Source organism: Acidianus infernus (assembly GCF_009729545.1).
Classification (GTDB): domain Archaea; phylum Thermoproteota; class Thermoprotei_A; order Sulfolobales; family Sulfolobaceae; genus Acidianus; species Acidianus infernus.
Map to the genome: position 1 here is coordinate 1,227,423 of NZ_WFIY01000004.1, position 21,480 is coordinate 1,248,902.

Sequence of the window (21,480 nt, forward strand, 5' to 3'; positions counted from 1 at the left end):
ATTTAAGCTTGATGTCTAAGCCAATTCAAGATGTTTCGAATAAATTTCAACTCAATATGAATTTTTCTAGCTCTCTGGCAGTAGTCTTAGGATCTTCTGCCGGAACGTAATGTCCGACTCCCTTAAATTCAAGGCTTATGCATTGACTCACGTATTTGCAAGTATCTTCCATCATCTTTTTTGAAACTAACGGATCATATTCACCTCTTATAATTAACATGTTTATTTCTCTTTCCAGTTTTTTAGTGTAATCAAAATTATTCCAAGCATAAAGATCCCATCTTAGTATCTCAAGACTATTTGTACTCCTAATCCAGTTTAATTCTTCAACAAGCTTCCTATCAACATTAGGTCCTGCAAAACGTATTATCCTTTGAGGATCAGAATTACTTGCGTTTTCTATATCTTTTTCTGTAAAGGTATTACGAGTATTAATAGAGCTACTGATCATTATTATATTTTCAGCATTCCCTCTCATTCCAACATCTAATGCTATATCTCCTCCCAATGACGTACCTAGCACGGAAAATTTAGTTAGTCCAAGATTTTTTATAAATTGAATTATATAATCACCATAAAATTCTACTTTTGCATTTCCTTTTTCACTTAATTGATTCGGATCAACATCTGATTTCCCATGACCAGGTAAATCTACTATTATAGTAGTTATGTCTCTTGTTATAAAATTCAATAATTTATGATAAAATCTGCCATCAAAACCAGAAGGACTAATCATAACTAAAGGCTTTCCGTTACCAATTTTTTCATAATATATTTTTATGCCTTTTACTTCTACGTACTTGCCAATTAATTCTTCTAGCATAGAATTAATGATAAGAACACGAATTTATGCTTTGCACCGGTAGAATTATATATTATCATACATATTTCTATATATGGACCTTAGACCAATAGGAGTAGTTATAGGTCCCTCAGAGGACGAAGTTAATAGGAACATGTGGAAAGGTGGAGTAAAAGGAATAATAAAGGTGTATGAAGAATTTAAAGAAGGGCTGTTAGGCATAGAAAATTTTTCTCACATAATAGTAATCTCTTGGCTTCATAAAATTACCGAAGATCAAAGGAAAATCCTCATTGTAAAACCTCTAAGAATGACGGATCTAGGTTATAAGCTGAGTGAGTTGCCTACTTTAGGAGTGTTCGCATCACATTCACCAGTAAGACCAAACCCTATAGGAATTACAATTGTTAAATTAACAAAGAGGCAAGACAATCTGCTCTTCGTTGAAGGCTTAGATTTATACGACGGCACACCGATATTAGATCTTAAAGGTTATTATCCATATCAATCTAAGGACGTAAGAGTTCCAGAATGGAGCAAGAAATTACGCAGTAAAGTTTAAACCTTTTAAATTCGTGTGTTCTTATACTGATTATTCATAACTAGATTAGCTGTTAGAGAAATGTTTAATTGAATCATATTTTACAGAGTTCAATTTATTGTTTTAACATTTTCAGATATATTCATCCACTTATCGCTTGTAATATTCCTCCAACGATGAGTTGTATGGACAAGGTATATTTCCATTAAATATCCGCTAACACCGGTAGACACAAAATCATATTGCAAAAAATAATTCTGATAGAATAATATAGCATTTATGAAGGATAATGGAATTTATAACTGTATTAGAAGTTCAATCAGGAAAGATAAAGGTGAGAAAGAGGGTGTGTTAGAACGCAGATGGTAAACAGTTTACTTAGCTAGGGCCACTAACCTAGCTTTATCTAAGAGGAGAGTGTTGAGGTTGTATAATAAGGGGTCCTATAGAGACCTTTGGGGTATTAAGGCCTTTCTCCCCTTCACTACTAATTTTGTCTTTCGCGTGTTCGTGTTGGCAATGGCTACTCCTTGTATATTCAAGGGGGTGATGGGGAGGGGAGAGTTTAGACTATTGTTTAATTCTCTTGTTCTCAATTGATTTATTCACAGAAAATTTTCCATTTAAGTTAATAGAAACGCTTAATACTATAGATTTATTTTCAAGGAGGTGATTTTGGGTCTACCGTAAAGGGCGAGGGTTCCCTTAGGGCGGTTCATTGGTTTGCGGTTTACCGCCTTCATTTTCATCACTTCATAGCTAGTGGGTGACGACATCCACTCCATTCGTCCAGCGGTAGACCGCTGGCTGGGCCTTCAGCCCATTACCCCTATCCCTCACTAGGAGTTGCCCCAACTCCCAGCTCCTAGGGACTCGGGGATATGTAGGATATTCCTCGCACCATTCAAGTCTGCGTTTTCATGCGGGGACACCTATAGAGACCACACTTAGCATGTCCATCATCGTGGGCTTCCCTACTTAGTTCCACAAAATTTTAAAGTATTTCAGAGTTTTAAAAGCTTTACCCCGACCCTAGAAGGGGCGAGGCTTGTCGTTTATTTGTCAACAATTGAATTAAAACCTATAGGCTATATTGAACATAATATTCCAGATGAGTTAATTGCAAAAACTTTCAAAAAATTTATGGCTAAAGTAGTAGTTTATACGGAATATAAGGATGGGTTAAAGGGTTTAGATGAATTCAGTCATATAGTTTTAATATCTTATTTACCTAGAGCTAAAAGAGAATCATTACAAATTAAACCACTTGAACCTAAAATAAAAGCTAATAATTTAAAAATTGAAACTAATATTCTAACAGTAGGTATTTTTAGTACGTGTGCTCAATATAGGCCTAACCCTATAGGCTTATCTGTAGTTAAACTTCTCAAAATTCAAGATAATACAATAATTATTAATGGTTGCGATTTATACAATAAGACACTAATTTTAGACATTAAACCTTATATTTATACTGTATCTGAAGAAGTTAGAATAGCTGAGTGGAGAAAAAGGATGTTAGAGTATATTAGAACTCTTAACCTGGAATGATCTAACTTTTTTCGTTCTATTATATTGATCTTTTATATACAAGTTTCTTAGAAAAGTTGGAAGTAATGAAAGTAGATAATAGTTGATAAGATGTATGTTAAATTTAGTTTTTATTGAAATATTATTTCCTGAAAATATTTTATAAAGTAATTTATATCTTAATAATTCTTCATTTACTATTTCATTAATAATTTCATTTGTTTTACCATTTAGCATTTCCGTGATAACATAAAAATCTTCTACGGCCTTCTTAAAAAGATTAGAAAATGAATCTTTATATTCATTTATATTTTTAGTATTTCCTGAGCTTGTTTGAAGAGTATGAATTCTATAGTAAGTTAATCTTGCAGGATCAAGCAAAATATTTCCTTCTGATAATAAGGAAGAATAAAAGATGAAAGAATCGATGACTGCCTTTATTTTTTTAAGATATTGAGCATTATTTTCAAGTATTTCTCTCCTTACGCATATTGAACTTGAATTAAAATTGACATTTAATTTAAGAAGATTTCTAATGTTAGTTTTACGATTGTTTTCAATAGCTAATGTAAACTCAGGCAAATTAAACGACGCATATGGAGGGATCTTAAGATAATCTTCAATGATTTTTATTTCATTACCTTTATCATCAATAATAACAAAGTTGTTATGATAATATATTGGATGAAATACTTTGAAAAAGGAAGTTACTCTTTCTAACTTATCTTCTCTATACATATCATCATCGTCTAACAGACAAATAATATCTCCCTTACTCTCATGTAAGCCTTTGTAGATTTTTTCTCCTAAATATTCTTGGTCATCGTAAATATCTATTATATTATTATAATTTATCTCACTTAATTCAAAATTTTTAATCACAACTATTTCAAATTTATCCTTATCTAATGTCTGATTTAGGACTGAATTTAATGCATTACCTAAATATTTCTGTCTATTATAGGCTGTTATTATTACTGAAACAAAATCCTTCATTATTAATATATCCTATGTATAACGAACTTTAAATCTTTTAATAGAAATATTTAAATAATCGACTGACTAGTCAGTTTATTGTGACTTAAAATGGAACAGAAAAGAATCCACGAAATACCTGAATGGGCATTTGAATTTCATGGGCATAGATGTCCTGCAATGCCATTAGGTTATTTAGCAGGAGAATATGCTCTGAAACTACTAGGAATAGAAAAGGAAAAAGATACGAATACTTACGTTTTTTCGGAAACTGGTGACGAGCATCATCAAGGATGTTTTGACGACGGAGTTCAGGCAGCAACTGGATGTACTTATGGTAAAGGAAATTATAAAAGACTTCAATACGGTAAGATGGCTATAATTGTTTATAAACCAGGTAAAGGAGCGGTTAGAATAAGACCTAAGCCAGAAATACTTGATGGATGTAGCAAATTTGAATTTTTCAAATATAGAAAATCTGGAATACCTGCATCTCAAGTTCCTAGAGAAGTTTCTGACGAGGTTATAAATTACGTACTTTCAAAGGATTTCGAAGAATTATTCTATTATGAATTTCTCAAAGACTTTACATACAGTTCTCCAAAGAAGACAATGGCAAGAATAGTTTGTGATGACTGCGGAGAGCCAACGTATGAGAACTACATAAAAATCTTCAACGGTAAAAAGCTCTGTCCACGTTGTTATGAAATTGAAAGAAATAAAAGGTGATAGTCAATGAATTCAATTTTTTTATTTATCATATTTATTTTAACCTGGATACTTTCTGCGTTATTTGCAGTAGCGGGTGTAGGTGCGGCTAACACATTAATTCCTATATATTACTCCTTGGGTATACCATTTTCAATAGCAGCTGCTGCTGGGCTTTTATTAAATGTATTTTCATTGTCTTCTGCTACGGTAAACAATGGAAAAAGGGGTAGAGTATTATGGAAATTAGGAACTATCTTCCTTATACCTGCAGTTATAATGGCTCCTGTAGGAGCATTTATAGGAATTCATACTCCAAGGAAAATATTGCTCTGGATATTCGTGGCATTCTTAGGATACACATTATATAATTTGATAAGAGGAAGAGTAAAAGAGGAAACAAACAAATTTTCTGGAAATATTAAAGGGTACATACTTGGTATAACAGTAGGAGCTATTGCTGGATTTCTGGGCGGTTTATTAGGCGTAGGAGGCGGAATGATAATTTTACCTGTTTTAGCTCTAATAGAAAAAGATTATAAGAAAGTTTCAGCTACTGCAGGCTATGTAGCTTTATTTAGTTCTGCAAGTGGTTTTACTAGCTATCTGTTCTTATTACGAGGAATAAGTTATGAGCTATGGTTAGTAATATTAATAGGTGGAATTTTAGGAGGATTCAGCGGATCGTATTTAATGAACAAGATGAAGACTCTTTATGTAAAATATACTATAGTATCCATAATAACGTTCGTGCTAATAAAAATACTTATAGGAGTAATTTAAACATTTAAACTATGAGAGGCGTAATTAAAATATGAGACAGAGAAATGAGGAAGTGACGAAGGAAAAGATATTGCAAGCTGCTATCGAAGTTTTTGCTGAGGAAGGCTTTTTTAAAGCTTCAGTAGACCAAGTGTGTAAAAAAGCAGGAGTTTCTAAGGGAATAATATTTTGGCATTTTAAGACTAAAGATCAGTTAATCTTAGAAGTAGCTAAGAAAAGTCTACCTTTAGATATTGTAGAGAGCTGTTTAAAAGAAAAGGAAAATACTCTTGAATGTATTGGGAATAAATATCTAGAAAAATACGATGATCCTATTATGAGGAAACTTTTCTTACATACTATATCTGCAATGAATATATATAAGGAACTGGGAGATGATATTAGAGAATTATGTGATTCACTAGTGAAAAAAATAAGTAAATGTGTTTTAAATAGCGAAAGTAATGAGGATATTATAAGAATAAGGTCTTTCATGGGAGGGCTTCTTTGTTACGTAGTAAATCCTCCGAATATAGACAAGAAAACATATGTTGATACCCTTATTAAGATAGCTTTAGTAAAAGAAACTTAATTTCTATATTAAAATAGATTCTACTAATTTATAAATATTTAATTTTTTACCAGTATATAATTTTTTCTAAATAAATTCGTAAATAATTTTTAAATACCTATATTCTTCATTATATTTATGGAAACTAAGAAAGTCTTAATTTTAGGAATAGATGGATACATAGGCTGGGCTCTAGCGTTAAGGCTAGGAAAGAAAGGGCACGAAGTATATGGTATAGATAATCTAATAACTAGAGTACAAGCAATGGAAGTTGGCGGAGATTCTGCGTTTCCCTTGCCATCAGTAGAAGAAAGAAGGAATATATTTAACAAATATATTGGCCCAATAGATTTCACTGTCAATGATATAACTAAACCTTATGTTTTAAGAGATTACATTAGTAAAATAAAACCAGACGCTATAATACACACTCGCAGAAATGAAGATAATCCCAACAAGCCTAATGGGAAAGAGTAAGGAACATAAACTTCCCTGAAGCGAGTGACGAACTTGAAGTAGATGATGGGAATAAGCACAACAAGAGGAGGACAATACGTTGTAGCAAAATGGGGTAAAGGGAGGGATTCAAAGTTCCTCAAGATCGAAGTAGTTATGGAGAAGGACGAGTTCAAGATAGTGGCTAAGGTGACGAGCAATGAGGGCAGTTAACACAGTGAAGGACTTGAAGGAGCAAGGTAAGGAAAAGAGGTTCTATGGTGATAAGGCTTACGATACTAACGAGGTTTTTGGTGTTGTAGTTCCTCCTAGGATATCAGACTTGGTCATCCTGTTAGGCGTAAAGCTATGCGTGAGTTTAAGGGGTTGGGTTGTGAACGTTGGAGGGACGAGAAATGGTCGTTGAGTCCTTGTTCTCCGCGTACTTTTGGTGAGTCTGTAAGGGCTATAAGTTTTGCCGGTCAAGTTGTTGATGCTAAGCTCAAGTTTTGGGCTTACGCCTGGATAATATGGCTAACCTTGTTGTTGGTAGAGCAAAAGGAGTCGAGGTTAGGCCTTAACATAGTAAAATTTTGAAAGATCTATTATTTTCTATAAAAAGTATATTTTTACCGTATCATTCTGCTGAAATATATTGAACAAACCCACAAAGCATCTACATGGTCTGTATTAAAAAAGCATATCACTTCTCATAATTGGTCATAAAACTGGCTTTTACCACCAATGGTGGTGCCTGTGATGATGTCCATAAAACCATTCAGGATATAGGCCATGGCCCCAGTAGTACGGAAAGCTTTTACCGAGATCAGTAAGCTCCACATACTCTTCTCCATCTTTTTCAAACCTTCTGACTAATCCTGCTAGCATTAATTGACTTAACACGAGGTCGAAAGCACTACCGTATAACGGAACCGAGTTCCTTAGTTGAGATATTTTCAATGGACCGCTTTTTAGGGCTTCAAGTACCTGGTATCCGCCTAATTTCATTAATCCGCCAAACATTTTTTCACCGATATCTAATTCGATATCGGAATTAATAAATCTTTCCTTAATAGCAACGGACTAATCTATTGCATTTAAACATTTTACAGTCTTAATTAGAGAGATAATCTTTCGTAAATTTTAGACTTAATTAAAAATTCCTACACTTGACTTTAAAAACATTGAAGTCAATAGCCAAACTATAAAGTAAAAATGAAAAGTTTTTATCGAAATCTTTATATTGTATTAGTGGAAAATTAATATTAATGGAACATAAAAATCCTCCTACAATAATACCTTCCTCACAATTTCCTACATCAGAACAGCCAGTAGTAATGGTTGTAGACGTAATGCTTAGATGTAAATTAGATAATCAAGTAATGCCCGCATCTATGGCTTTAGAACATCAGCAAATGCATATAAAGAAAGGAGAAGATCCATGCTTTGTTATTGAAACTGCTCCAGGAAAACAAAAAGAAGAAGAACCTAGAGGAGTAATCTAAAAGAAATTTTCTTTTATTAATTTTTATCATAAATCTACTTCTGTAGAAATAATCTTCTAGTTTTCCGTTTATTTCTGCGTTGAATTTTGCGTTTTTTATTACTTTTTGTACTGGTCCTCGTACTTACTAATTCTAGACTTATATATTATAATTGATATTATCCACGTTATGGCAAAAGTTGATATTATGAGTATACCCACATTGCCCCACCACACATCACCATTTATTAATGCTATAATATTCCAGAACCATCCACTTAGACAGAACTCGGATTGAATTAAGCCCAAGAGCTCTAGTGAACCTACGAGGTAAGCCACAATAATTGAAATGCTAGTCATGGTCAAGTTATACCAAACTTTTCTTATAGGATTACCCATAAACGCCCACCTATACGCACCATTCATGAAAAATCCGTCAGTCGTATCTACAAGACTCATTCCTGCAGCAAAGAGGAAAGGAAACACTAACAAAGTCCATAAAGGTATCTTAGTAAATACTCCAGCTGTTCCGGCACTTATTGCTAAAAGGGCAGTTTCGGAAGCTGTATCGAAACCAAGTCCGAAAAGGAAACCTATAGGATATAAGTAGTATTGATTATTAACTATCTTAAATAATCCCTTGAAATATCTATTCATAAATCCCCTCTTTAGTAGCGCGTCGTTTAATTTAGCCTCATCAAGTTCTCCTCTTCTAGCTTGCTTAAATAACTCATAAATTTCAAAAAGAACAACTAAGTTAAGAAAACCAATAATGTAAAGAAAGAAACCGCTCACTAACGTTCCAACTATTGAACCTATGTTCTCTAATTGCGGAATGCTAGATTCTACTATCCTGGTTGCTATCATTAAAGCTATTGATAATAATATTACCACCGTAGAATGCCCCAGAGAAAAGAATAATCCAGTAAACAATGAAGGTTTACCTTCTTGAACAAGTTTTCTAGTCGAATTATCTATAGCTGCAAGATGATCTGCATCAACTGCATGTCTTAACCCAAAAAAGTATGCAAGGATGCCTAGCGTAAAGAAGCTTGAAGAGATCCCTTTTATATGAATTAATATATTACCTATCTCTGACGATATCTTAAACAACCATATAAAGAATGTCGATGTTATTATTAATTCTATTATATAGAATAATAACATTTTAATTAGATTTTTTGATAGCAAATCTAACCTCACCAAATATATGTATAGCCTGTCCAGTATATAAATCTTGTTTCAAATACTTCGTTGACCTCGCTACGTCTTCGATTCATAAGACGTTACTTCAAATTCAGGTTATTATCTTGCAGTTTCTGACCCCCTCCCCACCCTAAACGGTAGACACAAAATACCTCCTTGAAAATAAATCTATAGTATTAAGCGTTTCTATTAACTTAAAGGAGTGTGTCCAACAATATTGTTAATATTTACCAAAAGATAATTAAAGAAAGCGTTTTCAATTTAACGTATAGTTTTGTAAAAATTGTGCATTAATAAATAATTTTTGCTATAAAAGATAATAACAAGATGCGACTTTCCATCTCTTCTTTAACTGAAATAAATGAAATTGTAGGACACACTCAATCTGATAAAGGGTTGCACCAAAACTTTTTGTGAGACGTCTATCATTTCTGGTTTTTCCCATGTTTTCTTAGATTTATACATTCCTTGCATATAGATTCTCAATACTTTATTTTTCTTTATTCATATAATTATAGAGTTTTAGGAATTAGTGAAACGTTATTCAAGTTAAATGCCGATAAAGTTAAATATTAGGGAAACCCTAAATATTATTATGAGAAAAGACCTGTTAATAGCGGTAATAATTTCGTTTGCATTAGCCATAGCTATATTGTCATTGCCAGATATCTTAGAGCCCATAGCAAAGACCATTCTAACATATCTAGGAGCATATTGGGTACTTGCATTATTTATAATAGGAATTATTCATGGTCTAAAACCAGATGAACACACTTGGCCCATAACGGTGTCCTATGGTCTCATGCAGCGTAGCGTAAGGAAAGCATTGCTGTCAACAAGTGTATTTGCAGGAGCGTTAACTTTAGTTTGGGCTTCGCTCAGTGCTCTTGAGTCAGAGATACTGCCTTTCTTCTCATCATATAACTTGGATCCTTATGTTGATATAATAGTAGGCATTACTATGATATCAGTAGCGTTATTTATACTAAACGCTGGTAGGAAAGGCAAGGTAGAATCTGCTGACTATAGAGTAATTTGGATTCATGGGCTAGCTGCAGCATTTGGTGGAGATTTCATAGTTGTTCTTGTGTTAACAGCTCTGCTAATTTCGATGATCCCCGCTAACCTTGGATTTATGATAGGGCTGTTGTTCGGTTTAGGTTCGTTCATTTCGCAAGCGCTAGTGGTGGTTCTCGTATATAAAGGCGTATTAAAAGCCTCTAGGGATTTCACAATAATGGAGAGAGCTGGAAAATATGCGCTCTTTATTTTAGGAGTATTTATGATATTTCTAGGAGTGTATAGCCTAGTAACTTCGTGAATGTAAAAATTAATTGTATTTAAAATCTAAATAAATATCTAATTTTTTAAAGTATTAGATATTTACAGTCTGGATAAATTCCTTTCATGTTGCTCTTCATATTTGCTAATTCTAAATTTATACATGATAATCGATATCATCCACGTTATAGCAAAGCACATTATAATTATTATACCAATATTCCCCCACCACGCACCCTCACTTATTGCTGCTATATTATCCCAGAACCACCCGCTTAAGCCAAACTCGGATTGAATCAAGGCCAAGAGTTCCAAGGTACCTACGAGGTAAGCAACTATAATCGAAATGCTAGTCATGGTCAAGTTATACCAAACTTTTCTTATAGGATTACCCATAAACGCCCACCTATACGCACCATTCATGAAAAATCCGTCAGTCGTATCTAATAGTGTCATGGCCGCTGTAAATAGGAAAGGGAAAAAGAGCAATGACCATAACGGTATCTTGGAGAATACTCCAGCAGCTCCAGCACTTAGGGCTAAGAGGGCAGTTTCTGAAGCTTTTTCAAACCCTAATCCGAAAAGGAGACCTATAGGACATAAGTAGTATTGGGTATTAACTATTTTAAATAATCCCTTGAAAAATCTATTCATGAATCCCCTCTTTAATAGGGCTTCGTTTAATTTTGCCTCATCGAGCTTCCCTAGTTTTGCTTGCTTAAATAATTCATAAATTTCAAAAAGAACAACTAAGTTAAGAAAACCAATAATGTAGAGAAATAGACCACTTACAAGTGTCCCAGTTATAGAACCTATGTTCTCTAGTGTCGGAATGCTAGACTCAACTGCTCTCGTCACTATCGTCAAAGCTACGGATAGTAATATCACAATTGTGGAGTGACCTAGAGAAAAGAAAAGTCCAGTAAACAATGAAGGTTTACCTTCTTGAACAAGTTTTCTAGTCGAATTATCTATAGCTGCAAGATGATCTGCATCAACTGCATGTCTTAATCCAAAAAGGTATGCGAGGATGCCTAACATAAAAAAGGTCGCAGAGACCCCGTGTATTTGAACTTCTATATTTCCTACCTCTGACGATAGTTTAAATAAGTATATAAAGAGGACTACCGTTATTGTTAATTCTATAATATAGAATAGTACTATTTTAGTTAAATTTTTTAATAGCAAGTCTAACCTCACCGAATATATGTATAGCCTGTCCAGTGTATAAATCTTGTTTCAAATACTTCGTTGACCTCGCTACGTCTTCGATTCATAAGACGTTACTTCAAATTCAGGTTATTATCATAAATCTTGCAGTTTGTCAAGTATCTTTCTAGAAAAGGAAAACTTAAAGTTTATTACCTCATTAAGGCGTTTTAACGTGGATATGGCAGAGGAGTTAATTTTAACAAGTTTAATCTACCTCTTGATAGGAAACCTTGTTCTGGTCAGAGGAGGGTATTTAAATTGGCCTTCTTTTCCGAGGCGAAATCATTATTACTCAACGAACCCACATCTAATTTAGAGAACTCTAAGATAGTCAAGGATATGATAAAATGAACGACAAGCCTCGCCCTTTAGGGCGGGGAGGAGGTCAGAAGAGATTACGACGGTACAGTAATTTTCGCCTCTCCTCAAGGAATCATTTGATAAAACAAGGGTGGGGAAAATTGAGACTAGATAGTTTGCGAGACAAATTATATTAGCAATCTACTAAATAGATCTTGGTTATTTTTGTTTCTCTAGTTCTTTTGAGAGATGACCTTTTTAGATTCTTCGCTAAAAATACGTTTTTATTGAATATGTTTTATAGAAGAAGATAATATCCTTCTTTCTTTTAATATTTAATTTCTTTTTAGTAAATCTTCCAGAGTTATGGCGCCGTTATTTATTAAGTCTTTATCTAAGCTAACTAACTTTGCCCCTATTCTTCTAGCTGTAACAAGGTAAGCAGAGTCGTAATAAGTTAGATTCCTTTTTATAGCCTCATCCAATATTTCCTTTTCCAGTTTAACATCTATAATGTTGACGAAAGACAACGCGTAAGAAAGTGCGTTAAAAACAGTTTCTATATCTAATTTGCCCTTATATTTCCATAGTATGTTTCCTAGTTCATAATATGCCAGCGATATTGTATAATTATTCTTTAATAAATCTAAAGCCTTTCCTCCTAATTTTATAAGGTCGAAGATAGCACTAGAGTCAAAAAGGTACTTTATCTCTCTTTCCTCCATTTCCTCAACTCCTCAACTACTTCGTCAGTGTTGATTTTTGCCACCTCTTTAGATGCCAAGTCCAATAATTCTCTAGCCTTCTCTTCTTCCCTTTTTCTAACTTCCTCCTCTAACGCCTTCCTTAAAACTTCACTTACATTAATGTTATACTCTCTCGCTTTTTCTAAAATCTCTCTCCTAACCTTCGTCGACGCAGTAACCCATTCTCCCATACTTATATTCTTAAATTGTAAGGTAATAAATATTATGTAGCCAATATTTTTCTCATACTAAAGGTAATAACGATCTTGATTAAGAGAAGCAGAAGACTTATTGCCACGTAAAAATTACAAAAAGCGGGAGTTAAAGGGCGAGGCTTGTCGTTCGTTTTGTCACAGATATAACGTTCTGAAATGCGAAAAAGCATTTATCATCTTTCTTAAACACTTTAAGCAAAACAGGATGAAGGATCAACTCTAAGTTTTCCTCATCAGTTTCTATCTTGTACTTTCCTTCTTGAATTTCTTGTAATATATGGTTTAGGACTTCACTCATTTTTAATTCCCTTTACACCTTCCTTTAGATCTTTATCCAATGGCTCTATCGAAATATAAGATATTCTACCGTTCTCGTCGACTCCAATAGTGACAAAAGCCTCACCTTCAAAACTTTTCTTAACATCCCTCTTAAATTCGACTATAAGATTCCCAAATTCTTCATCTACTAGAATCTGGAAAATAGTGTTAGGGAAGGATAAGGGCTGGAAATTCGTAGAAATATAAAGTCCAGATATGCTAAATCCCCACTCCTCCATGATTCCTACATATATATTTTAAATATTAATTTGTTTTGAGCGTGGGCTCTCTCGACTACCCTTCAAACCCGAATCGATGAGGAGAGCCCTCGCTGACGAGGGGAAGTCAGATAAGACTAGCACTCACTCTAAAGTTTTTATATTTCCCTATTGTAAAGAGTTTTATGAAGAGACTCTCAGAATTAAAAATAACGATATTAAGTGATAATTTCGTCTCGACTATAATTCCTCCATTAATTGGTGAATGGGGATTTTCTGCACTAATAGAAGCTGACGGTACTAAAATACTTTATGACGTAGGCAACTCTGGTTACCCGGTCCTTTACAACGCGGAGAAGCTAGGGATTGACTTAAGTAAAGTGGACTATATAGTTTTAAGCCACGGCCATAGTGACCACACTGGTGGTTTTAGTAATCCAAAACTAGTGAAGAAATTGGAAGGCAAAATAGTTATCGCCCATCCCTCTGTCTTTGAGAAGAAATTGTTGAACTGGTCAGGGAAACTCGAGTACATAGGAATTCCCATGAGTTTAGATGAAATGGAGAAACACTTTCACGTAATCTTAACGTCCCAACCTTTGGAAATAACTGAAGGCGTAATTTTTAGTGGAGAGGTAAAGAGATACGGCTATGATGAATACACGTCAGGATTATTTACTGCGAGGGATTCTTCAATTTCTGGAGATCATATGAAGGACGATGCAGCACTCTACATGAATACGGAAAAAGGGCTAGTCATTTTAACTGGTTGCGGCCATTCTGGAATCCTTAATATAATAAATCACGCTAAAGAAGTTACAAGTGAAAATGTTTATGCTGCCCTAGGAGGTTTTCATTTATTATCATCACCAAAAGATAAAGTGGTAAACGTATCGGAAGAATTGCTTAAACTTGGTAAGGTAGGCCCTGCACACTGTAGCGGAAACTTAATAAAGAGTTTAATAGCTGAGCACAAGGATAAGTTCCTTGATGCAGGTGTAGGTAAGGTAATAAAGTTTAGCGAGTCCTTACAATGAACGAAACGTCTCCCTCTAGCTTACTTGGATCCACCATTCCACACCCTTGGCTTATTTTCTTTATAAAGGAATAAGGTTTGTTAACCTTAACTCCGGCTAGTACATCTACTCCAAAGTCGAACATTAAATCAAGCATTGGAGTACTGGGACCGAGTAAAATTACGTAAGCATTAGCCCTTTTGGATAGTTCTAAAAGCCTGTCTATTGACTTATTTATTATCGTGGTCGCAGTAATTATCACTACTTGAGAGTCCTCTATTACAGTCTCTGCGGCTGTAGATGGAAGGATCCCTTGAGAAGGATCTATTAAGAACGGGTTTAGCTCTAAAACTATAAATTCCTTTGCCACCTCCTTAAATTTTTGTAATCTAGGAAATTTACCTATCATCACTATTTTCTTTCCTTTACTAATTTCTAAGGCAACGTCTAGCCCATTAGCTTCGCCATTTCCTTTAGGTTCTATAACAGAGTTTATTGCAGCTAGACCTACGCTTGCTTCTAAGAGGTTCCACGACCTAAGATATTCGGCTAACTCTCCGACTCTCTTCTCTTCTAAGTGCCCGAAACCTTTAACATCTAAATCCTCGTTCCCTGTATTATAAGTCATTGAAACTCCACAATATTTGGAAAGTACACAAGTCCATGTTACGCCTACTGTAACGTTTTTAACGTCACTATCGTTTTCCTTAGCATACGAGATTAACGAATCTATAACTTTGCTTCCCATGAGAAACACTAATTAAGAAAGGATTTATGTTTTACTATAAATATTTTTTATTATAACTATTTATCTCTGTTAATAATGTTGCTTTGCGGGTTTCTTTAAATCAAAGCTTGCTTTTAACTCAACACTCGAATTTAAGAAAATTGATGAGCTTAACAACTAAACTATCCAACATAATGTTGCAATAATATTTTATACTAAATAAGAGTAAATAACTTATGCATGAATGGTCAGTTGCAGACGCCGTTATTAGAACAGTAATAGATTGGGCCGACGGAAAGAAGATTAAAGTTAAAAAAGTAGTTTTAGGCGTTCCTTCATTCTCTTTTCTTGATGTAGAAATTCTAAAAGAGGCTTTTGATATGATGAAAAAAGACTCAGTTTTAGATGAGGCAGAATTAGAAGTTAAGTTCAAGGATCCTAAGTTTAAGTGCAAAAACTGCGGCAAAGAGTTTTCTCTTAATGAAGTTAAGGATCAAATAGACAGCGTTAAGTCTGAATTCGGAGAAGAATATCCTATGCATTTCATGCCTGCGTTAGCTCCTTCCTTCATAAAATGCCCTTATTGCGGTTCTCATGATATTATCCTTGAGTCACAAGATATGACAATTGACGAAATTCAGGTGGAGGAAAATGGAACCGTTAAGACAGTTAGCCAAGGATAAACTTGCCGGTAAAAAAGTATACGCTGTTATGAGCGCTAAAGGAGGAGTAGGTAAAAGCGTAATATCATCACTACTAGCTCTAACAATGGGAGGGACGACCTTAATAGATCTGGATATTCACACAATGGCAATACCAAAGCTCTTCGGGCTAGAAGGAAAGTTACATGAAGTTAGTAAGAATGGTATTGAGCCATTCGAAATTAAAACTACGAAAATAGTAAGTTTAAGCGGAATAGTAAAGGATAATTACGTAATATTGCCTGGGGGTAACCAATCATCTATCATGGAGTCTTTAATAGCATATTCGCATATTGATACTAATACGGTAATTTTTGACCTACCACCAGGACTAGGAGATGAGATTTTAGTATTAGAAAGAATAACAGATTTTACTCCTATAGTTGTCACTACTCCTTCAAAGATTTCGAAAAAGGTTGTAGATTACTTGATGAGATATTTGAGAGAAAGAGGTAAAGAACCTAAAATCTTGGTAAACTTAGCCTACATGGACTGCGACGGAAAGGTTGTAAAACCTTTCGGCGAATATGAGGGTTTCGGACTTCCAATAGATCCTAGCATTGAAGAATACATTGGAAGAATCCAAGATTACGAAGGAGCTGTAAAAGAAAAGTTGAAAGAATTTATTCAAAGTTTATAAATTAAGATAATAATACCTTTGTTTCAATTTTTTGTTATAATTTATTATAACGATATTATCATACTTTATAGATATTAGTAATCTTTATAATAACGTAAGGAAATAATTGTGTATGGACTATTGTTCTGCACTTAAAGAAGTATTAAAGCATAACATAGTTTGGATAGAAGCTCAATCCTGTTCTGGAGAGACTGTAATGATACTAAGATCCGGATGTGAAGGTCTAGAAGAGCTCTTTTTCCATTCTTCTCCAGTAAAGTTTATCTCATTGGTTTGTGAAGAAAAGTCCGGAAGAGAAATCTTGGAAAAAATATTAGAAATGACCGATTATATTCTGGTAGTTGAAGGGGCTATTCCATCTAACGATTCCCTATGTACTTTCGGCGGTTATTCTTGCACTCAAGTTATAAAGCTCTTAGCCGAGAGAGCAAATAGTATAATTGCAGTAGGATCTTGTGCAGTAAATGGTGGAATACTTAGGGAGGCTGGAAGTAAAGGAGTAAGAGAAATAATTAATAGCAAGAAAGTTTTAGAAGTTCCAGGGTGTCCCGCATCTCCACAAATGATAGTCGCAATGATTTATTCTGCACTAGGTGAAAATCATGGATCTTGATCTAGATCCGATAAGCAGAATTGAAGGACATTTAGGAGTTCACGTGAAAGTGGACAATGGAGAATATGTCGATGCAAAAGTAGGAGTATCTATGTATAGGGGATTCGAAAATCTGCTCAAAGGAAAAGACCTTCACTTAGCGCCCAATATTGCGGGAAAAATCTGCGGGGTTTGCGGGGCAACCCATGTTCTTGTTTCCACTGAAGCTATAGAAATGGCTTCTGGCATCTATCCTTCACCTGAGGCTATAAAATATAGGAACCTTGCATATTCGTTAGCCGATTTAATGTATAATAATATAACAGTAGCGTTTTTGTTTCAAGCTATTGATTACTCTACAGAAATTGTTAGCAAATACACTCCGAATGTTTATGAGAGAGCTAAGAATACTAGTTGCGAATTTAAGGATGTTCACGGATATCCTAAGATTTCGTCTATACTAGATAATTTATATTTCGGTAAGGAAATATACAGATCTGCTTTTCGTCTTCAGACAGCATTTAGGGATTTGGCCACGGCTATATGGTTAAGATATCCTCAGCCTCTCAGCCTTAAGCCTGGATCCATAACAATTAGAGATCCGTCAATAGTAGAAAAAGTTAAGAAATTCATGAAAGAAGATAAGGAAATCGAAAAATTGTTTTATATAATGGCAGATTTAAGAGAATTCTTTACGGAGTATAAGAAAATAGAAGACGATTACGTCACTTACGGACTTTTAGAAAGTGATGATTATGACGCTGATTATGAAAGCATGGACATGTGGGGAGCTAAAAGGGAATTTCCTCCTGCTCTAATAATTAATGGAGAGCTAGTTGAAGACAGACTTTCTAAGATTTTACTAGGAGTTAGGGTTTATGTAGATAACACTCCTTATGACGACTGGAATAAAGAATACGAAAAAGATGAACTTGGAAACGAAATAGATAAGAGACATCCTTGGAATAAAGAAACGCGCCTTAAGGATAAAATTATAATAAATAACTTCGTACCTACTGTGAAGCAATATTATAAAGGCAAAGAATATATGCCCACAACTGGAGACATAGCGAGGCTTTATGCATATAGGCTAAAGAAGGGTAAAATAAGGGCTTTAGGCTACGAATGGGAGCCCAGGGGTAATACAGTAATGGAAAGGACTTTTGCGAGAGTATTTACAGTAGCATATCTGAAGGAGTATTTACAACAAATAGAAGTAAACAATTCGGACCTTAATCCAAGAAAAGGCAAGAAGGGGTATAAATTTGCGGTTGGCGCACATGATGCACCTAGAGGGGCTAATGCACATTGGTTGGTCTCGGAAGGAAATAAAATATTGAGATATCAAATAATAACGCCAAGTGATAGAAATTTCAGCCCAAATAGGGGACCAGTAGAGAGGTCGATAATAGGTCAAAAAGTTACCGAAATAGAGATTTCTGGACTCGATGCGCTGAGAATTATAAGGAGCTTTGACCCATGCTCTGCATGTGCAGTTCATTTAGAACATAAAAATAATAGTATAATAAAACTTATAGTTTGAAACTTTCTTCAAGAACTTTTAGTAATTCTTTCAGATCATTTATAATTCTTGATATGCTAAAATAGTTCTCGTCCCTTTTTATTATTTTGACTGTGGTATCAATTTGCACAATACAAAACCTTCTTTGGTTCATGTTAAGATTCTTTGTGTTAGCTATTATTAAACCAGTGAGCATAACATTACCTACTAATGGGAGAACTGACGGCGTTTTTATTAATTCCTTAGTTTTAGCTTTAATTTCAGCATTTATTTGATAAGCCCATATTACCTCGTTTAACCTCACCTTAAGAGATAACCATCTCAAATATCTATCGTGCAAAATTTGAGACTTATCACTATTAAGTGAAGAAAAAGTTAAGGATTTTACGAAGTTCTCATTTCTTTCGTCCTTATCTACGAATACATTTACTCCATCATAGTTAAAATTCTCAGAATCAGTGGAGAAGAAATCCTTTATAAAGCTTAAAGGTAGAGGCTTAGAAAAAATTATAGAATTACTTAGATTTTCTATTTCCAAGTCCATCGCCTTTGAAACGTTCAGCTATTTTCCATAACACTTCTACTGGATCTTCTATGTTTATTGGAGACATATTAGAGGATATTGCGGCTGCTCTTCTCCTTTCATCTATAGGCTCTTTAGATTCCTTTATTTCAATGTCTTCAATTCCTAGTTCTCTAATCATTTTCTTAAGCTCTTCAACGCCGTTCCGTTGAGGATATCTTACTGGCATAATAAGCCTCAAAATTTCTGGATCTAATGCCAAATCTTTCTCTATCTCATCAAATATTTCCTTAAAAAAATATTTCCTTAATATCCAACTCATGACTTTATCGCCTTAGCTAGAATTTCTGTATAATAGTAAACTTTGGAAATTCCTTGATTTTCCTTTACTGCATTCTCTAGTGACAACTTACAATTAGGGTCTAAAGTTACAACCGCCTTAGCCAAATTACCTAATTGACCTGCGACGTATGCCCTCATTTTGCTGACTATTTCTTTCTTCTCATTGATTAACTCTAGATGGTGCCCACAAGTGAATAGCGAATATGAAGAAGGCTTTTGTTTAGGTTCCTTAAATTTAGGTATGATAGCTTTTAACACCTCTCTTGGCGGTTTTTCAACTCCTCCTAATCTGCTCAGAAATTCGGAATCATGAACTGTAATATCATCATTTATATCAGCTTTATCAAGCTTAACGTTTCCTTTCACCATGTTGTTGTAAACAGTCTCAGTTAGGTGCTCGACAATTATTTCTGGCTTATAATGGAGGCTCTTGGGTCCTTGCCATCTTAGGAAGAACAGTGCTGCCCCGTCGCTCGTAAGTATTTTCTTCACATTAAGCCTCTTCGCCTCCTCATAAATTTTGGTAAATTGGGCTCTGGCGGTCTCGAAATCTCCTGCAAAATATGAATAATATCCTACATCGCTTATTTCGCTACTTACAGTTAACTTACTCCTTAAGCCTTGTGCTATACTTCCTATTTGAGATAAGATATTGATATCTTGAGCTTCCAATGCACTTGGTACATATAGTATTTCAGCGTCTTTTTGATCCACGCTTAATCCAGCAGACTTTGCATTATTTTCCCACTCCGTTTTGTCCATTCCCATAGCATTACCAATTTTCTTAGTATTCTCGGCCCATTTCTCGACATCTGGAATGTTCATTCCAGTATAATGGAGTATCCTCCTCATTAGCAGTGCAGTGTACCAATTTGGTATCTCTAAAGGTGAAACGTCCGTGCAAGCACCGCATGCAGTACAATTATATGCTGACTCTCTCCATGACAAATATTCCTTTTTCTTTAGTCTCCTTAATCTTAATACTCTGGCTACAATACCGTACCCGGTGTAGTACATTGAAAATAACTTGTTTATCTCATAAGTTCTCCAAGCTGGGATATCTGTAGCTTCTTTAGTAACCAGCCAAAACGGGCAGGCGTATCTACAAACACCACATCTCATACACTCTTGTAAACCCCATACATCGTATGGAGTCATCTCATCTAAAGTTCTGGAAACTATTTGCCTGCTTATTTTTACTTTTCCTCCTTCCACTTTAAATCCCCCGCATTCACTCTTTCTTTCTGCCATATGAGTAGCCTCTAAATCCTTTGCCTAAGTAATATCCGAACATGTGCCAACCTTTGCTGAAGGGAACATATCCTATGAATGCGCCCACTAGTGCAATATGAAGACCATACCAATTCGCCTGATTTGGAATCCCTAAGTAAGGTATAGGTATGTCATACATTGCCGCAAGTCCTGTGACAACTATTGCTAATAATAATATAAGGAATATATAGTCTCCAGAAGAACTTAATCTCTTATGTCCAGTTACATCTTCAATTATCCTTGTAACTAGGTAACCGGTTATTCCTGCTAATGCTAATAGCCCCATCATCGTTCCATTTACTAGCACTGCGAGAAATCCCCAAGGATCAAATGTAGAAGTTGAAACTTCTGCAGAATTCCACGCACCTAACGGATTTAATATCCCGCCGTGAGAATAGGAATTACTACCCAATAATCCCATTTGATAAGCTGAAGTGAATTGCTCTGGTGTCGAAATCTTGAAGAGAAACCATAAGGGATTAGGTATGCCTAGTATTGTACCAAATATATAATTCCATGCTATGATGTGTATACCAACAATTATAATCACACCTAGCATGAAGATGTGCCAAAATATTGTCTCTACAATTAGGAACGGATCTCTTCTTGCCGCGCTTCTAAATGGAGTAGGTATTGCAGTTATTGCTTCTTTGAATTCACTACCGAATCCAGAAACTGCATAGGATGGGAATCTCCTACCTAAAAAATACCTTGAAATCCTATATATTGCTCCAAACACAAAAAATAAAAGGCCTAATGGGAATACTACGTTTAGTCCCCACCAGTACAGAGCGTCAGAAGAATAAGACGCGCCTATAGCATAAACCACTGGTAACACGTTT

The 21,480-nt window shown here is 34.8% G+C and carries 27 protein-coding genes and 3 pseudogenes; 15 read left to right on the plus strand and 15 right to left on the minus strand.

The window, feature by feature from the left end; genetic code table 11:
- Positions 1 to 46: 46 nt before the first annotated feature.
- Positions 47 to 823, minus strand: coding sequence for an alpha/beta fold hydrolase (locus D1867_RS07225; RefSeq protein ID WP_155863402.1), 777 nt, complete (start codon positions 821 to 823; stop codon positions 47 to 49).
- A 73-nt stretch (positions 824 to 896) separates the two neighbouring features.
- Here D1867_RS07225 and tsaA point away from each other — a divergent pair, with 73 nt between their 5' ends.
- Both tsaA and D1867_RS07235 read left to right on the plus strand, forming a co-directional pair.
- Entirely contained in the window at positions 897 to 1,364 is a 468-nt protein-coding gene (gene tsaA / locus D1867_RS07230) for a tRNA (N6-threonylcarbamoyladenosine(37)-N6)-methyltransferase TrmO (RefSeq protein WP_155863403.1), read from the plus strand.
- Positions 1,365 to 1,715: 351 nt separating this feature from the next.
- Positions 1,716 to 2,016: pseudogene (locus D1867_RS07235) on the plus strand (ISH3 family transposase); the annotation flags it as partial.
- Here D1867_RS07235 and D1867_RS12430 read toward each other — a convergent pair.
- Positions 1,991 to 2,325, minus strand: a pseudogene (locus D1867_RS12430) (RNA-guided endonuclease TnpB family protein); the annotation flags it as partial. The pseudogenes D1867_RS07235 and D1867_RS12430 sit on opposite strands and share 26 nt — an antisense overlap.
- Before the next feature lie 77 nt (positions 2,326 to 2,402).
- On the opposite strand from D1867_RS12430, the gene D1867_RS07240 reads away from it, so the two are divergent.
- Complete coding sequence (locus D1867_RS07240; protein WP_155863404.1) at positions 2,403 to 2,894, plus strand: TrmO family methyltransferase domain-containing protein; 492 nt, start codon at positions 2,403 to 2,405, stop codon at positions 2,892 to 2,894.
- On the opposite strand, the gene D1867_RS07245 is transcribed toward D1867_RS07240, so the two are convergent.
- Positions 2,862 to 3,869, minus strand: coding sequence for a glycosyltransferase family 2 protein (locus D1867_RS07245; RefSeq protein WP_155863405.1), 1,008 nt, complete (start codon positions 3,867 to 3,869; stop codon positions 2,862 to 2,864). The genes D1867_RS07240 and D1867_RS07245 overlap by 33 nt on opposite strands.
- A 90-nt stretch (positions 3,870 to 3,959) precedes the next feature.
- Between D1867_RS07245 and D1867_RS07250 the strand changes: the two genes are divergently transcribed.
- From D1867_RS07250 to D1867_RS07270, 5 genes and pseudogenes are all read left to right on the plus strand, one after another.
- Positions 3,960 to 4,577: an FmdE family protein gene (locus D1867_RS07250; protein ID WP_155863406.1), complete on the plus strand. Its 618-nt coding sequence runs from the start codon at positions 3,960 to 3,962 to the stop codon at positions 4,575 to 4,577.
- A 6-nt stretch (positions 4,578 to 4,583) separates the two neighbouring features.
- The gene (locus tag D1867_RS07255) at positions 4,584 to 5,339 is read left to right on the plus strand and encodes a sulfite exporter TauE/SafE family protein (protein WP_155863407.1); all 756 of its coding nucleotides are present in this window, start codon (positions 4,584 to 4,586) and stop codon (positions 5,337 to 5,339) included.
- A 31-nt stretch (positions 5,340 to 5,370) separates the two neighbouring features.
- Complete coding sequence (locus D1867_RS07260) at positions 5,371 to 5,910, plus strand: TetR/AcrR family transcriptional regulator (protein WP_155863408.1); 540 nt, start codon at positions 5,371 to 5,373, stop codon at positions 5,908 to 5,910.
- A 117-nt stretch (positions 5,911 to 6,027) separates the two neighbouring features.
- Positions 6,028 to 6,366, plus strand: a complete 339-nt coding sequence (locus tag D1867_RS07265) for an NAD-dependent epimerase/dehydratase family protein (RefSeq protein WP_420809277.1) — start codon at positions 6,028 to 6,030, stop codon at positions 6,364 to 6,366.
- A pseudogene (locus D1867_RS07270) lies at positions 6,354 to 6,905 on the plus strand (transposase); the annotation flags it as partial. The gene D1867_RS07265 and the pseudogene D1867_RS07270, both read left to right, overlap by 13 nt.
- A 154-nt stretch (positions 6,906 to 7,059) precedes the next feature.
- On the opposite strand, the gene D1867_RS07275 reads toward D1867_RS07270, so the two are convergent.
- Positions 7,060 to 7,347 (minus strand): hypothetical protein, encoded by a 288-nt coding sequence (locus tag D1867_RS07275; RefSeq protein ID WP_155863409.1) that lies wholly within the window; start codon positions 7,345 to 7,347, stop codon positions 7,060 to 7,062.
- Positions 7,348 to 7,592: 245 nt separating this feature from the next.
- On the opposite strand from D1867_RS07275, the gene D1867_RS07280 reads away from it, so the two are divergent.
- Positions 7,593 to 7,829 (plus strand): hypothetical protein, encoded by a 237-nt coding sequence (locus tag D1867_RS07280; protein ID WP_155863410.1) that lies wholly within the window; start codon positions 7,593 to 7,595, stop codon positions 7,827 to 7,829.
- 98 nt (positions 7,830 to 7,927) lie between these two features.
- Here D1867_RS07280 and D1867_RS07285 read toward each other — a convergent pair whose 3' ends face one another.
- Positions 7,928 to 9,037 (minus strand): HoxN/HupN/NixA family nickel/cobalt transporter, encoded by a 1,110-nt coding sequence (locus D1867_RS07285; RefSeq protein WP_338078110.1) that lies wholly within the window; start codon positions 9,035 to 9,037, stop codon positions 7,928 to 7,930.
- 571 nt (positions 9,038 to 9,608) lie between these two features.
- Between D1867_RS07285 and D1867_RS07290 the strand changes: the two genes are divergently transcribed.
- Positions 9,609 to 10,334, plus strand: coding sequence for a hypothetical protein (locus tag D1867_RS07290; protein ID WP_155863411.1), 726 nt, complete (start codon positions 9,609 to 9,611; stop codon positions 10,332 to 10,334).
- 62 nt (positions 10,335 to 10,396) lie between these two features.
- Here D1867_RS07290 and D1867_RS07295 read toward each other — a convergent pair whose 3' ends face one another.
- The 5 genes from D1867_RS07295 to D1867_RS07320 form a co-directional block, all read right to left on the minus strand.
- Entirely contained in the window at positions 10,397 to 11,494 is a 1,098-nt protein-coding gene (locus tag D1867_RS07295; protein ID WP_338077996.1) for a HoxN/HupN/NixA family nickel/cobalt transporter, read from the minus strand.
- Between the two features lie 647 nt (positions 11,495 to 12,141).
- On the minus strand, positions 12,142 to 12,531 hold the full coding sequence (locus D1867_RS07305; RefSeq protein WP_155863412.1) for a type II toxin-antitoxin system VapC family toxin: 390 nt from the start codon (positions 12,529 to 12,531) through the stop codon (positions 12,142 to 12,144).
- On the minus strand, positions 12,513 to 12,743 hold the full coding sequence (locus D1867_RS07310) for a type II toxin-antitoxin system CcdA family antitoxin (RefSeq protein ID WP_155863413.1): 231 nt from the start codon (positions 12,741 to 12,743) through the stop codon (positions 12,513 to 12,515). The genes D1867_RS07305 and D1867_RS07310 overlap by 19 nt, the downstream gene beginning before the upstream one ends.
- Before the next feature lie 130 nt (positions 12,744 to 12,873).
- Positions 12,874 to 13,065: a hypothetical protein gene (locus tag D1867_RS07315; RefSeq protein WP_155863414.1), complete on the minus strand. Its 192-nt coding sequence runs from the start codon at positions 13,063 to 13,065 to the stop codon at positions 12,874 to 12,876.
- A complete protein-coding gene (locus D1867_RS07320; protein WP_155863415.1) occupies positions 13,058 to 13,324 on the minus strand; it encodes a hypothetical protein in 267 nt (88 codons plus the stop codon). The genes D1867_RS07315 and D1867_RS07320 overlap by 8 nt, the downstream gene beginning before the upstream one ends.
- A gap of 164 nt (positions 13,325 to 13,488) precedes the next feature.
- Between D1867_RS07320 and D1867_RS07325 the strand changes: the two genes are divergently transcribed.
- Positions 13,489 to 14,340, plus strand: coding sequence for an MBL fold metallo-hydrolase (locus tag D1867_RS07325; protein WP_155863416.1), 852 nt, complete (start codon positions 13,489 to 13,491; stop codon positions 14,338 to 14,340).
- Here D1867_RS07325 and D1867_RS07330 read toward each other — a convergent pair.
- Positions 14,321 to 15,067, minus strand: a complete 747-nt coding sequence (locus D1867_RS07330; RefSeq protein ID WP_155863417.1) for a DUF364 domain-containing protein — start codon at positions 15,065 to 15,067, stop codon at positions 14,321 to 14,323. The two genes, D1867_RS07325 and D1867_RS07330, sit on opposite strands and share 20 nt — an antisense overlap.
- Positions 15,068 to 15,282: 215 nt before the next feature.
- On the opposite strand from D1867_RS07330, the gene D1867_RS07335 reads away from it, so the two are divergent.
- The 4 genes from D1867_RS07335 (at position 15,283) to D1867_RS07350 (ending at position 18,522) form a co-directional block, all read left to right on the plus strand.
- On the plus strand, positions 15,283 to 15,729 hold the full coding sequence (locus tag D1867_RS07335; protein WP_155863418.1) for a hydrogenase/urease maturation nickel metallochaperone HypA: 447 nt from the start codon (positions 15,283 to 15,285) through the stop codon (positions 15,727 to 15,729).
- Complete coding sequence (locus D1867_RS07340; RefSeq protein WP_155863419.1) at positions 15,698 to 16,387, plus strand: P-loop NTPase; 690 nt, start codon at positions 15,698 to 15,700, stop codon at positions 16,385 to 16,387. Before D1867_RS07335 ends, D1867_RS07340 begins: the two co-directional genes overlap by 32 nt.
- Before the next feature lie 112 nt (positions 16,388 to 16,499).
- On the plus strand, positions 16,500 to 17,000 hold the full coding sequence (locus D1867_RS07345; protein WP_155863420.1) for an NADH-quinone oxidoreductase subunit B family protein: 501 nt from the start codon (positions 16,500 to 16,502) through the stop codon (positions 16,998 to 17,000).
- On the plus strand, positions 16,990 to 18,522 hold the full coding sequence (locus tag D1867_RS07350) for a nickel-dependent hydrogenase large subunit (RefSeq protein ID WP_155863421.1): 1,533 nt from the start codon (positions 16,990 to 16,992) through the stop codon (positions 18,520 to 18,522). The genes D1867_RS07345 and D1867_RS07350 overlap by 11 nt, the downstream gene beginning before the upstream one ends.
- On the opposite strand, the gene D1867_RS07355 is transcribed toward D1867_RS07350, so the two are convergent.
- The 4 genes from D1867_RS07355 to D1867_RS07370 are packed head-to-tail and all read right to left on the minus strand — an operon-like array spanning position 18,512 to position 21,476.
- Complete coding sequence (locus D1867_RS07355; RefSeq protein WP_155863422.1) at positions 18,512 to 19,039, minus strand: hypothetical protein; 528 nt, start codon at positions 19,037 to 19,039, stop codon at positions 18,512 to 18,514. The two genes, D1867_RS07350 and D1867_RS07355, sit on opposite strands and share 11 nt — an antisense overlap.
- The gene (locus D1867_RS07360) at positions 19,017 to 19,346 is read right to left on the minus strand and encodes a hypothetical protein (protein WP_155863423.1); all 330 of its coding nucleotides are present in this window, start codon (positions 19,344 to 19,346) and stop codon (positions 19,017 to 19,019) included. Before D1867_RS07360 ends, D1867_RS07355 begins: the two co-directional genes overlap by 23 nt.
- The gene (locus D1867_RS07365) at positions 19,343 to 20,617 is read right to left on the minus strand and encodes a 4Fe-4S dicluster domain-containing protein (protein WP_155863426.1); all 1,275 of its coding nucleotides are present in this window, start codon (positions 20,615 to 20,617) and stop codon (positions 19,343 to 19,345) included. Before D1867_RS07365 ends, D1867_RS07360 begins: the two co-directional genes overlap by 4 nt.
- Entirely contained in the window at positions 20,598 to 21,476 is an 879-nt protein-coding gene (locus tag D1867_RS07370) for a hypothetical protein (protein ID WP_338077997.1), read from the minus strand. The genes D1867_RS07365 and D1867_RS07370 overlap by 20 nt, the downstream gene beginning before the upstream one ends.
- Positions 21,477 to 21,480 lie beyond the last annotated feature (4 nt).

Bases quoted from the DNA above. Each gene is read 5' to 3' on its own strand.
- D1867_RS07225 (WP_155863402.1), bottom strand. From the start codon at position 823: ATGCTAGAAGAATTAATTGGCAAGTACGTAGAAGTAAAAGGCATAAAA.
- tsaA (WP_155863403.1), top strand. From the start codon at position 897: ATGGACCTTAGACCAATAGGAGTAGTTATAGGTCCCTCAGAGGACGAA.
- D1867_RS07245 (WP_155863405.1), bottom strand. From the start codon at position 3,869: ATGAAGGATTTTGTTTCAGTAATAATAACAGCCTATAATAGACAGAAA.
- D1867_RS07250 (WP_155863406.1), top strand. From the start codon at position 3,960: ATGGAACAGAAAAGAATCCACGAAATACCTGAATGGGCATTTGAATTT.
- D1867_RS07255 (WP_155863407.1), top strand. From the start codon at position 4,584: ATGAATTCAATTTTTTTATTTATCATATTTATTTTAACCTGGATACTT.
- D1867_RS07260 (WP_155863408.1), top strand. From the start codon at position 5,371: ATGAGACAGAGAAATGAGGAAGTGACGAAGGAAAAGATATTGCAAGCT.
- D1867_RS07265 (WP_420809277.1), top strand. From the start codon at position 6,028: ATGGAAACTAAGAAAGTCTTAATTTTAGGAATAGATGGATACATAGGC.
- D1867_RS07275 (WP_155863409.1), bottom strand. From the start codon at position 7,347: ATGTTTGGCGGATTAATGAAATTAGGCGGATACCAGGTACTTGAAGCC.
- D1867_RS07280 (WP_155863410.1), top strand. From the start codon at position 7,593: ATGGAACATAAAAATCCTCCTACAATAATACCTTCCTCACAATTTCCT.
- D1867_RS07290 (WP_155863411.1), top strand. From the start codon at position 9,609: ATGAGAAAAGACCTGTTAATAGCGGTAATAATTTCGTTTGCATTAGCC.
- D1867_RS07305 (WP_155863412.1), bottom strand. From the start codon at position 12,531: ATGGAGGAAAGAGAGATAAAGTACCTTTTTGACTCTAGTGCTATCTTC.
- D1867_RS07310 (WP_155863413.1), bottom strand. From the start codon at position 12,743: ATGGGAGAATGGGTTACTGCGTCGACGAAGGTTAGGAGAGAGATTTTA.
- D1867_RS07315 (WP_155863414.1), bottom strand. From the start codon at position 13,065: ATGAGTGAAGTCCTAAACCATATATTACAAGAAATTCAAGAAGGAAAG.
- D1867_RS07320 (WP_155863415.1), bottom strand. From the start codon at position 13,324: ATGGAGGAGTGGGGATTTAGCATATCTGGACTTTATATTTCTACGAAT.
- D1867_RS07325 (WP_155863416.1), top strand. From the start codon at position 13,489: ATGAAGAGACTCTCAGAATTAAAAATAACGATATTAAGTGATAATTTC.
- D1867_RS07330 (WP_155863417.1), bottom strand. From the start codon at position 15,067: ATGGGAAGCAAAGTTATAGATTCGTTAATCTCGTATGCTAAGGAAAAC.
- D1867_RS07335 (WP_155863418.1), top strand. From the start codon at position 15,283: ATGCATGAATGGTCAGTTGCAGACGCCGTTATTAGAACAGTAATAGAT.
- D1867_RS07340 (WP_155863419.1), top strand. From the start codon at position 15,698: ATGGAACCGTTAAGACAGTTAGCCAAGGATAAACTTGCCGGTAAAAAA.
- D1867_RS07345 (WP_155863420.1), top strand. From the start codon at position 16,500: ATGGACTATTGTTCTGCACTTAAAGAAGTATTAAAGCATAACATAGTT.
- D1867_RS07350 (WP_155863421.1), top strand. From the start codon at position 16,990: ATGGATCTTGATCTAGATCCGATAAGCAGAATTGAAGGACATTTAGGA.
- D1867_RS07360 (WP_155863423.1), bottom strand. From the start codon at position 19,346: ATGAGTTGGATATTAAGGAAATATTTTTTTAAGGAAATATTTGATGAG.
- D1867_RS07365 (WP_155863426.1), bottom strand. From the start codon at position 20,617: ATGGCAGAAAGAAAGAGTGAATGCGGGGGATTTAAAGTGGAAGGAGGA.